This is a genomic window from Paenibacillus sp. USHLN196, assembly GCF_037144955.1.
GTDB classification, from domain to species: domain Bacteria; phylum Bacillota; class Bacilli; order Paenibacillales; family Paenibacillaceae; genus Paenibacillus; species Paenibacillus xylanexedens_C.
Window position 1 is genome coordinate 223,674 of sequence record NZ_JBBCYH010000001.1, and the last position, 13,310, is coordinate 236,983.

Annotated in this window: 13 protein-coding genes; 11 read left to right on the forward strand and 2 right to left on the reverse strand. The window is 41.1% G+C overall.

The features are described 5' to 3' along the window. Positions 1-33: 33 nt before the first annotated feature. Positions 34-1,794 carry a methyl-accepting chemotaxis protein gene (locus tag WFI24_RS00915; RefSeq protein WP_336758055.1) on the reverse strand — a complete coding sequence of 587 codons (1,761 nt, stop codon included), beginning with the start codon at positions 1,792-1,794 and terminating at the stop codon, positions 34-36. A gap of 338 nt (positions 1,795-2,132) precedes the next feature. Here WFI24_RS00915 and WFI24_RS00920 point away from each other — a divergent pair, with 338 nt between their 5' ends. The 3 genes from WFI24_RS00920 to WFI24_RS00930 all read left to right on the forward strand — a co-directional run bounded on the left by WFI24_RS00920 (position 2,133) and on the right by WFI24_RS00930 (position 3,979). Continuing rightward, positions 2,133-2,534, forward strand: a complete 402-nt coding sequence (locus WFI24_RS00920; RefSeq protein WP_221821329.1) for a hypothetical protein — start codon at positions 2,133-2,135, stop codon at positions 2,532-2,534. Between the two features lie 175 nt (positions 2,535-2,709). Next, entirely contained in the window at positions 2,710-3,258 is a 549-nt protein-coding gene (locus WFI24_RS00925) for a PadR family transcriptional regulator (RefSeq protein ID WP_336758056.1), read from the forward strand. Position 3,259: 1 nt separating this feature from the next. After that, positions 3,260-3,979, forward strand: a complete 720-nt coding sequence (locus tag WFI24_RS00930; protein ID WP_336758058.1) for a CPBP family intramembrane glutamic endopeptidase — start codon at positions 3,260-3,262, stop codon at positions 3,977-3,979. A gap of 143 nt (positions 3,980-4,122) precedes the next feature. On the opposite strand, the gene WFI24_RS00935 is transcribed toward WFI24_RS00930, so the two are convergent. Then, positions 4,123-5,886, reverse strand: a complete 1,764-nt coding sequence (locus WFI24_RS00935; RefSeq protein ID WP_336758059.1) for a methyl-accepting chemotaxis protein — start codon at positions 5,884-5,886, stop codon at positions 4,123-4,125. 464 nt (positions 5,887-6,350) lie between these two features. Between WFI24_RS00935 and WFI24_RS00940 the strand changes: the two genes are divergently transcribed. The 8 genes from WFI24_RS00940 (at position 6,351) to WFI24_RS00970 (ending at position 13,181) form a co-directional block, all read left to right on the forward strand. Continuing rightward, positions 6,351-6,725: a GntR family transcriptional regulator gene (locus WFI24_RS00940; protein ID WP_336758060.1), complete on the forward strand. Its 375-nt coding sequence runs from the start codon at positions 6,351-6,353 to the stop codon at positions 6,723-6,725. 5 nt (positions 6,726-6,730) lie between these two features. Further along, positions 6,731-7,531, forward strand: coding sequence for an ABC transporter ATP-binding protein (locus tag WFI24_RS00945; RefSeq protein WP_336758061.1), 801 nt, complete (start codon positions 6,731-6,733; stop codon positions 7,529-7,531). A gap of 55 nt (positions 7,532-7,586) precedes the next feature. Continuing rightward, entirely contained in the window at positions 7,587-8,213 is a 627-nt protein-coding gene (locus WFI24_RS00950; RefSeq protein WP_336758062.1) for an ABC-2 transporter permease, read from the forward strand. Between the two features lie 16 nt (positions 8,214-8,229). Beyond that, positions 8,230-8,337: a cysteine-rich KTR domain-containing protein gene (locus WFI24_RS34485; RefSeq protein WP_442956187.1), complete on the forward strand. Its 108-nt coding sequence runs from the start codon at positions 8,230-8,232 to the stop codon at positions 8,335-8,337. A gap of 194 nt (positions 8,338-8,531) precedes the next feature. Further along, positions 8,532-9,704: a sensor histidine kinase gene (locus WFI24_RS00955; RefSeq protein WP_336758064.1), complete on the forward strand. Its 1,173-nt coding sequence runs from the start codon at positions 8,532-8,534 to the stop codon at positions 9,702-9,704. Continuing rightward, positions 9,691-10,335, forward strand: coding sequence for a response regulator transcription factor (locus WFI24_RS00960; RefSeq protein WP_336758066.1), 645 nt, complete (start codon positions 9,691-9,693; stop codon positions 10,333-10,335). The genes WFI24_RS00955 and WFI24_RS00960 overlap by 14 nt, the downstream gene beginning before the upstream one ends. A gap of 180 nt (positions 10,336-10,515) precedes the next feature. Further along, positions 10,516-11,547 (forward strand): alpha/beta fold hydrolase, encoded by a 1,032-nt coding sequence (locus tag WFI24_RS00965; protein ID WP_336758067.1) that lies wholly within the window; start codon positions 10,516-10,518, stop codon positions 11,545-11,547. A gap of 251 nt (positions 11,548-11,798) precedes the next feature. Continuing rightward, positions 11,799-13,181 carry an erythromycin esterase family protein gene (locus tag WFI24_RS00970; RefSeq protein WP_336758068.1) on the forward strand — a complete coding sequence of 461 codons (1,383 nt, stop codon included), beginning with the start codon at positions 11,799-11,801 and terminating at the stop codon, positions 13,179-13,181. Positions 13,182-13,310: the final 129 nt, after the last annotated feature.

The following is a 13,310-nucleotide window of genomic DNA, read 5'->3' on the forward strand; positions in this document are numbered from 1 at the left end:
TCGGCTGCTTTTTTTGACCTGGATGAATCATAATTAATATTTAAATTGAATCGTCAAACGCTCTAACTTTTGAGACATTTCCTGCAAGGTTGTGGATAAGCTCGTGATTTGCTCCATGGAAGCCAGTTGTTCTTCTGAAGAAGCAGCTATATTTTGGGAGTTGTCTGCAGCTTGAAGTGCTAGATTGGAGACTTGCTCCTGGCCCGCTGTGATTTCTTGGACGCTTGCCGTGATCTGCTGTGTAACGCTGGCAAGTTCCTCCGTTTGTTGGGCGATAAAGTTGGTAGACTCTACGATTTTGTTAAACTGTTGTTCCGTCTCATTAGCAATCTGTATGCCGGAGTCAACGTCCTGTTTAACTCGATTCAACGTTTTGAGCGATTGTTCGATATCTGTACGCATATCTTGAATCAACGTAGAAATCTGCCCGGATGACTGGTTCGATTGTTCAGCAAGTTTTCTCACTTCAGCAGCTACTACGGAGAAACCGCGTCCTTCTTCGCCTGCACGGGCTGCCTCAATCGAAGCGTTCAAAGCAAGAAGATTAGTCTGCTTCGCAATATCCGTAATGGCAATGAGCATCGTACCGATCTGCTGACTACGTTCATCTAGCATTCTCATAACTACATCCGTTTCATTAACCGACTTGTTGATCAGATTCATTTGCTTCGCCGTATGCTCTACGGCTGTACCACCTATGTTCGCGAGTTCCATCGCATCAACAGAAGAATCGGCAATGGTTGATGAGCTTTCCGCAATTCGCTGGATCCCGATCGATATTTCCTCGAGTGAGTTGGTTGTCCGTTGAAGCATCATTTGTTGCTCTTGTGCACCGGCTGCAGATTCTTGGATGGAAATGGTGATATTCTCAGTTGCCTGACTGGTGTGCTCCGCACCAAGAGTCAACTCTTTGGAAGATGAGGCTACCTGCTTGGTAGAGAGATCGACTTGACTAATAAGCGTTCTCATGTTTTTAATCATATGATTAAAGTCCTGTGAAAGCTCACCGATCTCATCTTTGGACTTCATCTTAACTTCTTCAACGGTTAGGTCACCGTCCGCAACGGATTTCAATCGCTTAGCGACCATAAGGATCGGCTTCGTTAGGCGTCCTGAGATGATGCTAACGATAATGGAACCAAGAACAACCGCCACAGCCATAATTATAAGAACAAGATACAATACTTGTGTGGCACCACTGTTAAACTCACTTAAGTAGGCACCCGAACCGATGATCCATCCCCAATGCGGGTCCATTTCAACATATGAAACTTTCGTTTCTACCTCACCTGTATCCGGTAGAGCCCACTTGTAGGTGACAAATCCGCCTCCGGCTGTTCCAACATTAACGAGCTCTTTTCCCAAATATACGCCATCTTCTGTAACGACATCTGTCAAATCCTGACCTTCATTTGAAGGATTCATTACGGAATGTGCATCTTTGCCAACAGCCCATGGATATCCTGTTTCCCCTACAGTATATTCACTTTTTACAGGCCGCTTATTATCTGCATTCTTTTCACCGAGCAGTTCTACGCGGAGCTTTTCCTGCGCTTGCTCCAATGTTATACTTCCATTCTCTACCTGCTCGTTGAGGAGATTAATCATACCAATGACCATTCGGACACTATTTTCAAGTGCGGCCTTGCCGGATTCATTCATTTCATTTTTTGAAACGGTATAAGAACTGAACCCTATTACGATTGTGGGCACGATAAGTATAACCAAGCACAAAGAAACTAACTTAGCCCTTAACGTTCTCATTTTTAGAATGGATCCTATCTTTGTTTTCACTTCAGTTCCCCCTAGGTATGTCAATGTACAGATCTAACTCAGAACCTGATAGTTAAAATTTAAATTAAATCTGTACCTAATATATCGAAAAAAGAGGAGGTAAAATGAAGTCTTTGAGCGATGAAAATCTCTGTAAACGAACTCGACCTTTGTGCTCAACACAGGGAAAATAGAATTTGTAAAACCAATAGTGCCAATTGCATAAAAATGCATTCTTCACCAAGTAGAGAAGATGAATATGTGTTGTCTGCGATGTTTCATAAAACAAAGGTAAACAAACACTTATTGTTGTATAATGATGGTAAAATATACAGGTGATATGATAGGAGCGAGGGATTTTGCACAGAAAGATTAAGATTAACCTTTTTTACTTAGCTGCTGGGATTTATCTGGGTATCGCCGTTGCAGCATTTGTTCCATGGATTGAGATTGGTTTGAAAATAACGGCATATTCAAGCATCATCGCACTATTAATAACGATCTATGACTCTTCTAAGGTTAGCCTTAGAATAACCTCACAAGAAGGCAATTTGCGTAAGCAAAGAATTCATTATGTATTTATGTTAGCTATGAAAGTGTTAATGATAGTATCACCATTCGTTCTTTTGTTCTGGATCAATTATGAGGATGATGAAGAAGTAATAGCCAAGATAAGTAATTACGTAACCTTTGCTGCAATTGGAATTGTGTTTTTTACAAGAGGCATGGAATTAAAAGGTTTAAGCAGCACTCAAAAATGATTTGAGGCATATTGCATTATTATAGATAGGAAGGGGTGTTACCTTACGGTAATCACTCCTTTTTGTATTGTAGAACAGAATGAAAGATATCTAAAAATGAATTGTAATCTTCATCCTAATGGAGTAATATGCTAATTCTATATATCTCAAAGATATATCCTGAATGGGAGGGCATATGAAAAGAATCAATACCACCCACTTTGCGATTCTCGGCTTGCTTCGTGTGAAGCCCATGAGCGCATATGAGCTTGTTAAGTTTTCGAAGGAGAGCATCGGCCTTTTTTGGAACGAATCGTATGGATATATTCATAAGAGTATCAAACAATTGCAGTTAGAAGGCTCAGTTTCGGTGATGGAAGAAGCGGAGACGGGGAGACGTAAAATTGTCTACGGCATTACAGAGCAAGGATGTGACCAACTTGATTCCTGGCTGGCTCTGCCACCTGAAGAACCCGTAATGAGAAACGAACTGCTGATGAAGCTTTTTGTCTCCGATGAACGTCATATCCCGCAACTCATCACTTTTCTTGAAGAGGAATTAACAGCTAACGAGCAGCTCATCACGATGTTGGCAGGAATTAAAGCGAGTGTTCCTAAAGGGAAAAGCAAGCAAGCCCAGCTCTGGTTGTTAACCCTGGACTATGGGGAGAGATATCTTCGGATGACTACGGAATGGTGTCAGCATGCGCTGGAAACCTTAAGTCATCCAAACAAGGGAGAATAAAATGAATAAAAAACGATCCACCCTCATTCCCATCCTATTGATCACGATCGTGGTGGTTGCCTGCGCACCTCTCCTGTTATGGTTTAGAAGTAGTCCGCTTCTCCCATTAAAGGTCTTCGACAGCGATGTATACAACCTGGAGATTAGTTATCAGATTACGGTGTTGTTATTAGCTGTTATTGTGATTGGCATTGTATACGGGTTGGCAGGTAAGGGGGGACTTAGGTATTTAAATCTGAAAAAGCGAGATGGAAAAATTCGGCCCGAACCGTGGATCGGCATTAAGCCGAAAGAAAAAGAGACATGGAAACACTTAGGTCTAAATTTTGCGGTCATCATTACGTTGGTAACGGCTGTCGTTATCTACTTCCAAGTGGTGCACGGCGAAAGCGTAAGACTGGAGCTGTATCCCGGTGTTGTCCTCATCCTTGTGTTTGCACTAATGAATGCTTTTTCTGAAGAAATCATCTTTCGGTTTTCATTTGTTGCCGTTGTAGGTAAATATGGTTTGTCTTCGTATGTAGCTCAAGGACTGGCGGCTGCAATCTTTGGCGCCGTTCATTATTTTGGACATCCAGGCGGGATAGCGGGTGTAATTATGGCAGCGTTTATCGGATGGTTTTTAGCCAAATCGATGTTAGAAACGAAAGGATTCTTCTGGGCGCTGACGATTCATTTCTTGCAGGATGTTCTTATTTTTAGTGCCTTATTTATGAAGTAGCTGGGCTTGGGAGCTCATACCAAAAGTTAACCGCCCATTAAAAGGCGGTTAACTTAATCCATTGGCTATTCCTCTATAGTTGTTTCTCATAAATTACCATTGTCATTTTGTCGTTAATAACATTGGTTACACCCGTCTTTTTATTATGGACCTGATTTACGGACTTCGACTTGAAATTGATCGGAATATGATTTGAGGTCCCCTGCAAGACCAGCGAGTTCCCCGGAGATGTTCGACAGTTCGCTCGCCGACCGTTGCTGTTCCACAGCACTAGCCGTGACTTCTTCGGCCATGGCTGAAGTTTCCTCGGTTGCGGAAGCAATATAACTGAGGTTCTGTTCCAACTCCTGACGAATAGAGTGCATATCCATTGTCCGGCTGTCCAAACTCTGAGCCAACTCATGCACTTCGGTCGATAAGCGACTAACCTGTCTAAATGCCTGGAGGCAATCAGCGATCTGTTTCTCCTGTTCCTTAACTGCTACCATATTCGCATCAAAATGACTACCCATACGATGTATCTCTTGAACGAATGAACTCAGGATCTCATCAATCTCCTGGATCGAACGTTCGGATTGTTGAGCGAGCTGTCCCATTTCACCAGCAACGACTGCAAAGCCTTTACCCGCTTCTCCAGCTCGGGCTGCTTCAATTGAAGCATTCAGGGATAGAATTTGAGTTTGTTTTAAAATGTTGTGAATTTGACCGCTAATAGAGGAAGCGAGTTCGGATTGAGTCGTCAGAGACCTGGAAATATCCTGTTGATGCTCAACACGCTTGGCATTCTCTCGGCCCTTCTCAAGCAGAACCTCATGTTCACGTGTAACTTGTACTTGAACAGAAGATAGCTGCTCTGAAGTATGAGTAAACTGTTTCACATATGAACCTACTTCATCCATTATTTTGCCGAGATTCTCTGAATGCTGGACGGAGTGTTCTGTCTCTTCAGCCTGTTTCATTGAACCTATGGCAATTTCCTCAATCGCTCTGGAAAGTTCTTCGCTCTGACGCTGGTTCGTCTGAGCGGTTTCCGAAATATCTTTGGATGACTGCTGCAACGTATTTGATCCTTGCTGTATTCCCATCAGAATGTTCGTCAATTGGGCAACCATGATGTTAATCAAATCACTGATGTCACCGAGTTGATCATTGGTCATATGTGTGGATACGACTTTAAGATTCCCATCAGCAACCTGCTCGAGGCTTGACTTAATATCGCGCACTTGTCTAAGAATACCTCGTACTACGAATAGCATCATGACCAAAGAAAGAATCAGTACAACCACAAAAATCGGGATAATGGTCCGATAAGCATTATTCACGGATGTTGCGGAGACTTGATTCACTGCTCCAGCAGAAATATCAATGCCCAGATAGCCAATAACAACGCCTTGCGAATCCTTGATTGGTGTAAAGGAGGACAAAAGCTGTCCCCAGGTTGGATCGTCTACAATGCCTGTTGTGACAACTTCACCTCTTAACAAGGTTTCCTGTATCTGAGGGTTGAATTCCATTGCAGTGCCGTAAGGGCTATATTCCTTATCGTCCCAATTCGCTCCATCTACGGTGTAGAACCACCCGTCCGAAGTTTTGTTATACATATAAACATACAATGCTCCCGATTGAAGCCTAACTTTAACGAGTTCGTCTCTAAGACTTTTATATTCGTTGCTCTCCTCTGAAGCAGTAGAAGATAATGTCTTAATTAATTCCGATTCCTGACCTAGTTGAGAGGCGGTATTCACAGCCAGCTGCTGATTGTTATGTTGCATAGTCATTAATGATGCATTTTCACTGGAGTCGATGGTGGTCCACATGATTAGACCGCCCATGGCCAGTAGCGGAACCAGAATAATCAAATACAGTTTGAACCTTAAATCCATCTTTTTTTTGTAAGTCTGTCTCACGTTCGGTTCCCCCTTGGATGTAATAAAGTAAATATGGTTATTCGTATAACCCCATACTATTTATCGTAATATTGAAGGGGGAAATGAAGACTAACACTAAATTTGTATATACATATACGCAGATTATAAACTAACGTGTAAAAGTGAGAACATATCAAAATGGCGAGCTTTTCCCGGAATTTAATCAGGGGAGAGGTCGCCGGTACTGGAGCCACGAAGTGAATCAAACAGGAAGCACGCATTTATCCTAATATAGGGTTAATAGAAGCCGCTATTGTAGCGGTTTTTTTCTTTTTCATTATTTGACAATTGTACTCCTGTGTACTATATTGTACTTATTCGACAAGTACAATATGGTACACGGTGCAGATCTGTATTTTTAACAGGAAGACCTTGTTTAAAGTAAAAGCTAGGAGGAGAAAGGAAAACCTTTACTAAAAAATAATCTAATTGGAGTAACTTACATGGAGATTATCATAAGCAGCAATACAAGTAAGCCCATCTACGAACAAATAACATCACAGATCAAAGCGATGATTATAAGCGGTGAATTAAAGACTGGAGACCCCATTCCATCAATGCGCTCCATGGCTAAATCTATCCATGTCAGTGTGATTACTGTTCAAAAGGCTTATGAGGATTTGCAAAGGGACGGTTTTATAGAGACCACCGTAGGACGGGGAAGCTTCGTATCGGCACAAAACAAAAATTTCTATCAAGAAGAAATCCAGCGCAGAGCGGAGGGACTTTTGCAGGAAGCCGCAGATCTTGGGCGCTCAAATGGGATTCCTGTCGAAAAACTCATCGAGTTATTAAAGCTGTTCTATGAGGAGGAGTAATGATCATGAATAATGCTTTGACTGTAAATGGGCTCACAAAGGCGTATCACGACTTTGTTTTGGACAATGTATCCTTTCATGTACCGCGCGGGTCCATTGTTGGCTTGATTGGTCAAAATGGTGCAGGAAAAAGCACAACCATCCATTCGATTCTTGGATTGAAAAATAAGGATTCCGGCACGGTAACGATTCTGGGCAAGCAGGATCAGGAAATTGACAATGGTGTGCGCAATCAGATAGGCGTTGTTTTTGACGGCAGTAATTTCCCAGAAGGATTATCACCTAAAAAACTAAACCATGTCTTCCGAAATATCTTTGCAGCTTGGGATGAAGAAAAATACTATTCTTTACTAAATGAATTATCCTTACCTGCAGGCAAAAAGATCAAAGAGTTTTCTAAAGGGATGAAAATGAAGCTGTCTATCGCAGTCGCACTTTCTCACGGCTCCAAGCTTCTTATATTGGATGAAGCGACGAGTGGACTTGATCCTGTTGTCCGTGATGATATTTTAGATATGTTTTTGGATTTTGTTCAGGACGAAAGCAACTCTATCCTGGTCTCCTCGCATATCACAAGTGATTTGGAAAAAGTCGCTGATTATATCGTTTTCATTCATAACGGCAAGGTTGTTTTCAACAAACCAAAGGATGAATTACGATATAAGTACGGGATCATCAAATGTGGTGCGGCACAGTTTGATGCCCTTGATAAACAAGATATTGTCGCTTACCGAAAACAAGATTATGCTTGGGAAGTATTAGTTGCCGATAAAGGTTCGGCGCAAAAAAATACCCAAATGCAGTGATTGATCCTGCGACAATTGATGATATTATGCTGTTGTATATAAAGGGGGAGAGGAAATGAGAGGACTTATTCTTAAAGATTTCTACGCTATTAGGGATGCGTTGCTTATCCCCCTACTGATCATGGTCGTTATTGGAATCGTTCTATCCGTCGTAAGTTCTCCCTGGCTTTTGATTGTGATCGCCGGGACCTCATTTGGAATGATGGCGGTAATGAGCATTCAAAGCGACAAAACAGCGCAGTGGGATAAATTTTGCGCTACACTTCCTGTCTCAAGGGTTCAGAGCGCTTCAAGTAAATACGGTTTGTATGTGATCCTTAGTCTATTTGGAATTCTGGTTGCCACGGTCATCTGTGTTATTGCTTCAATTATATTATCTAACTTTGAGCTATCCGCTGTATATGTGAATGTATCCTTTGCGCTTATTCTTGCATTTCTTCCAGCTAGTGTGAACATTCCCAGTTCTTTTTTACTTGATGGAGAAAAAAGTATTGCCGGAATAATCCTTTCTTATGTAGTTACCGCTCTTGCAATTGCAGGATTAAGAACATGGCTAGGCTACTATATGAATATAGAAGAAAATCTGCTTTTAGTATATGGAATAGTAGCTGGATTTAGTGTTGTGGTATATATACTCTCATGGATCATATGCCCAAGATGGCTAAGCCGTAAAGAATTATGATGCATAACATGATGGAATACTCTGCCCAGTATGTGATCAAAAACCAAGAATCAAAATGAGGGAAGATACAGCGGTGGAAAATTTCAATTTATCTCAAAGCCAGACGCAAGTGCAGAGCCGATGACCGCGAGCAGATTCGCAGTTATCGGCTTTTTTTGCATTCGTTCAAAACATGTTGTAAAAGAACTGTATTTTTCTTACGAAATAATCTAAGATTTATTTTAGGTAGGATAACACTTGGTGAGTAGGGAGTGGAAAAATATTTTCGTGGAGTCAGAGCAGTCATCTTACAATGATTCTCGTTATCTAGGAGCTAGAATGAAAAAAATCATTGCTTTCATGGACTGGAGTATATTCTCGCTTCGTTTTTATCATTACTTGTTGCTTGCCATTCTAATTCTGACTGTGCCCGGAGACTCGGCTCACGTTCAATTGGAGATCATCTGGCTTTTGGCGGCCTTCCTTGTCCCGATCTTATTTTGGTTTCCACAACTGCGGTTGAACAATCTGTGGTTTTGTATTACCGAAGTCATTCTTGGTGGCTCATATTATGTGAATATGACTATCCATTCTGAATTCATCTCCTCGCCTGATTACTTGCTTCCCAGCCTAACCATGGGCTACTTATTGACCAGAAAGACATATTGGATTATCCCTACTGTTTTTTTGATACCATTCGTCTTCCTGTTCAATCAAGGATACACCTTGAACCAGAGCATGAGTATGGGGTTCGACAACTTGTTATTTTGCTTTATTGGTATATGGGTAAGCTTCATAGCTAATGCTTATCGTCAGAAAAATGCCTTGGCGGTTGAAGTTGAACATCAGAACAGGTTGTTGAGCCATTATGCCGCTCAGGTCGAGAAATTAACGTTAATGGAAGAACGCAGCCGTATGTCCAAGGAACTCCATGATACACTTGGGCATTCCTTTATTTCTCTGATCATGAGTCTGGATGCGGCCATTGCTCTATTGGATCATAAGCCTGCTGAGGTGAAAGATAGACTTATTCGCTTGAGAGCGTTAGCCGAGAGAAATCTCGACGAAATGAGAGATGTTGTTCACGAAATGGGAGAAGACGATAATAGCCTCTTTAAACAGATTAGGGTACTTGCTGATAGCTTTGCCGAGCACACTGGAACGAATGTTACATTGAATCTGCCTATGACAGAACATGCAATGCTTCTTAAAGCGCGACAAGCTATTCTGCGCATGATTCAGGAATCGTTTACGAATGCGCTAAAACACGGAAAAGCGTCTAAGCTGAATTTGGAGCTTTCCTTTGTTGAGGAAGCCTTACATATCGTTATTCGAAATAATGGTAAGCCATTGGACAAATTGGAATACGGTTTTGGCTTAACCACGATGAAGCAACGGATTCAGGAGATTGGAGGTAAGCTTACCCTCTCATCCTCATCTGGAGCCACGTCGTTCACCGAGGTGAGATGCGAAATTCCGTTAAATGGAGTGATGTTACATGCAGAAGATTAGAATATTAATTGTCGACGATCAAGAGCTTATTCTGGAGAGTCTGCATATTGTCCTGTCTCTTGAAGAAGATTTTGAAATTGTCGGATTAGCCAAAAATGGGGAAGAAGCCCTTGAAGGCAGTAAACAATTTCAGCCGGATATCGTGCTAATGGATATTAATATGCCCGTCATGGATGGCGTTGCTGCAACGTCACGAATTAAGCAACAGCTTCCGGCGATTAAGATCATCATGCTGACCTCATATAAGGAAGTGGATTATGTTTTGACGGCATTAAGCCATGGAGCAGAGGGGTATCTGCTCAAAGCGATCCGTCCCAAGGAGCTGGCTGCAGGAATACGTGTGGTTCATACAGGAGGTACATTGATTTCTCAGGAAATGGCGGCCAAAATGATAAAAAATATACCCCCGTCTGCTGCTCCAAAGAGCAATGAGTATGGATTGAGCGCACGTGAAATTGAAGTGCTTCACAAGTTGGCATCTGGCTTGCGCAATCAAGATATTGCTGAAGCTTTGTTTCTTAGTGAAGGGACCGTTAAAAACTATATTTCTTCCATCTATTCCAAATTGGATGTGAAAGGAAGGAGGGAGGCAACTCGCAAAGCCAGAGATTCAGGAATGATGGAAGAATAAACAGGTAGAATATTACTGATGTTCATAAAAAATCGGCAACTCATTGGAGTTGCCGATTTTTTATGTCATAGGTCAATTCATGACTAAATCGCACTATGTCTATATGACTTTTAAAGTCTAAATTTATAACAAGCGGAACAATCACTTCGGAAGATTGAAGCGCAGAGAGGGGTAATTCGGATGAAAAAAATGAAGAAATTATTTTTTGGGATCGGTATTGCTGTTTTAACACTTTCAATGGTGGTTCTTTACTTTCCAACATGGACTCCGAAAATAAAAGGGGAAAATAGTATTAGTGTACTGGAACAAGTAGAGATCAATGGAACAGGTCATGAAATCATGATCCGCGGTCAAAATGTAGAGAATCCGGTCATTCTGTATGTACACGGTGGGCCGAGCGCATCTGAAATTCCGCACGCCAAGCAATATCAGGATGTATTGGAATCCAGATTTACCATTGTGAACTATGATCAAAGAGCAAGCGGAAAGTCTTATCATTTATTTGAGGATTACTCCAATTTATCAACGGACTTGTTGGTTGATGATATACTGGCCATCACGGATTATATCTCTGAACGCCTTGGCAAGGAAAAGGTGATCCTGATCGGCCATTCCTTCGGTACTTACATTGGTTCTTTGGCTGCCCATAAAGCACCGGAGAAATATGAAGCCTACATCGGAATTGGTCAGGTAGGAGATACTAAGCAGAGTGAGATAGACGGTTGGAATTATGTAATGAGACAAGCTCAGCTTGCAGGTAATGATGATGACATAGCAAGACTGAATCAGGTTTCTGAAGCCATTAATCAAGGGCAGACATTTACACCGAGAGACATTGTTACACGATACAATGGTGCTGCGAGATTGATGGATAATCCTGATGACAGTTTCCTTGGAATGGCGTTCAGCAGTGAATATAACATGCTCGATGTCATCCGTTATCATAAAGGAATGACTTATTCACAAGGAATTCTAATTGGTGAAGTGATGAGTCGTCCATTGCCTTCCTTAATTAAGAAGCTGGATCTGCCATTTTATTTTGTAATGGGAGATTATGATTTTATGACTTCGTCGCATGCTGCCAAGCAATTTTTTGACGGAATTAAAGCTAACAAGAAAGAGTTTATTTCTTATAAAGAATCGGCTCACTACCCACACTATGAAGAAAAGGAAAGATTCTTCAATTGGATGACAGATACGTTCAATCCATAACATTTGTTAGAAATTAAAAAGAGAAACGTGCGTAAATAAAAAGTGATCCGCTGCTGTTTTCAAATAGAGAATGACATTAGGAATCGTTGCAGAAATGCTGACGATTTTTTTTGTATACATTTACAGAGCGTTATAGAGCTAAAGCCCATAGTACTTGATATATTCTTAAACAATTCTTAAACGCAACGTGCATTGGTTTTAAACTCCAGATGTTAAGCTGATATACATAAAAACAGAGGAGTGTCAGCCTAATGAATCAGTTGGTTAGAAAAGTGTTATTGTCTACAGTGGTGTGCAGTTTCAGTGTGATGTCTATTGGTCCGGTGGCATATATGTCTGGATCAACTTTAGTAGACCAGAAGAATGCGATATCTTCAGAATTAATTTGGAAAGAAAGCGTTCGCTCAAATGCAAATACGATCACATCCATTAACGCAGAGAAAAATGATCAGTACTCTGATTTGATGTTTCTAAAGTCTATTTTAACGGATAAACGAATCGTTAGCTTGGGAGAAGCATCGCATGGAACATCAGAATACAATTCAATGAAAGTAAGGCTGGTAAAATTTTTGCATGAAGAACTAGGATATAATATCATTGCATTTGAATCCAATCTAGCCGATACGGCTGCTGCATATGCTCAAGTACATAATACAACGCCAGAGGAATTGATGAAAAGCTCCGTCTATGGCGTGTGGCAGGTTGAAGAGAACTTACCTTTATTTGAATACATTGCACAACAAAGCAACACAGATCATCCGCTTATATTAACTGGATTTGATTCACAAGGTACATCGGAGTCTTTTATTAAATTCGTTGAGGCGTGGTTTGCTAAGGTCGACAAGAATAAAGCTACAGCATTTGCACAAACGGAACGCTGGTATTTAAAGCTGAACATGGTTAACAAAGTAGAAGATTTTAATATTCAAAAGAAGAAAATTAAAGAAAAATACATGACTCTCCAAAAGTTTGTAAGGGACAACAACGTTGAATTAAGTCGGACTCAGAATGAGCAACTCAACCTGATATCTCTGGTAGATCGTGTCTTACAAAATAGGTTAGACATGCTGGATAACTATCATCCTCATATTGTAAATCTGCTAGCAGGAGTAGACCCCGAGAAGCATCTGAAATTAGGAAGTTATGAACGAGATCGCGTGATGGCGGATAATGTAGAATGGCTTGCAGAAACCGTTTATCCTGAGGAAAAAATGATATTATGGGGACACAATTATCATATACGTAAGAATAATTCCACAATGATCACAGAGCATAACGGCTACGATTATGATAATAACCCATATCCAACCATGGGTGAGATGCTTCCATACTCACTCAAGCAAGCTGGTTATGTTATAGGTTTGTATGCATATGAAGGAAGCGCATATAAAAACAATGGAGAGGAAGAGCAAGTCCTGCCTCATGAAAAAGGTAGTCTTGAAGATATTGCAGGAACTGAAATGGGCCCAGCCCGGTTCATCAATATGAAGGACAAGGCGTTAAGTCCAACAACGGAGTGGATGTATACACCTCGAATTGCCAAAGCATGGGGAGTTTTAGACGAGAAGATGATCCCTCGCGATCAGTATGATGGAATATTACTTATTCATAAAATCCATCCCTCTAATCACTAGGAAAGTACGTACTCAATTTTCGAAGTGAGGGATAGGGCTAAAAATCGATTGTACTTGGTGGTAAACAGTGTTACTCTAAAAGTCTGTGTTCGACAATATATTCAATACTAGCCACCAATTTAGTTTTAA

What these genes read in the sequence shown, in the direction of transcription:
- WFI24_RS00925 (WP_336758056.1), top strand. Translation starts at nt 2,710, where the DNA reads ATGAAAAGAATCAATACCACCCACTTTGCGATTCTCGGCTTGCTTCGT.
- WFI24_RS00930 (WP_336758058.1), top strand. Translation starts at nt 3,260, where the DNA reads ATGAATAAAAAACGATCCACCCTCATTCCCATCCTATTGATCACGATC.
- WFI24_RS00940 (WP_336758060.1), top strand. Translation starts at nt 6,351, where the DNA reads ATGGAGATTATCATAAGCAGCAATACAAGTAAGCCCATCTACGAACAA.
- WFI24_RS00945 (WP_336758061.1), top strand. Translation starts at nt 6,731, where the DNA reads ATGAATAATGCTTTGACTGTAAATGGGCTCACAAAGGCGTATCACGAC.
- WFI24_RS00950 (WP_336758062.1), top strand. Translation starts at nt 7,587, where the DNA reads ATGAGAGGACTTATTCTTAAAGATTTCTACGCTATTAGGGATGCGTTG.
- WFI24_RS00955 (WP_336758064.1), top strand. Translation starts at nt 8,532, where the DNA reads ATGAAAAAAATCATTGCTTTCATGGACTGGAGTATATTCTCGCTTCGT.
- WFI24_RS00960 (WP_336758066.1), top strand. Translation starts at nt 9,691, where the DNA reads ATGCAGAAGATTAGAATATTAATTGTCGACGATCAAGAGCTTATTCTG.
- WFI24_RS00965 (WP_336758067.1), top strand. Translation starts at nt 10,516, where the DNA reads ATGAAAAAAATGAAGAAATTATTTTTTGGGATCGGTATTGCTGTTTTA.
- WFI24_RS00970 (WP_336758068.1), top strand. Translation starts at nt 11,799, where the DNA reads ATGAATCAGTTGGTTAGAAAAGTGTTATTGTCTACAGTGGTGTGCAGT.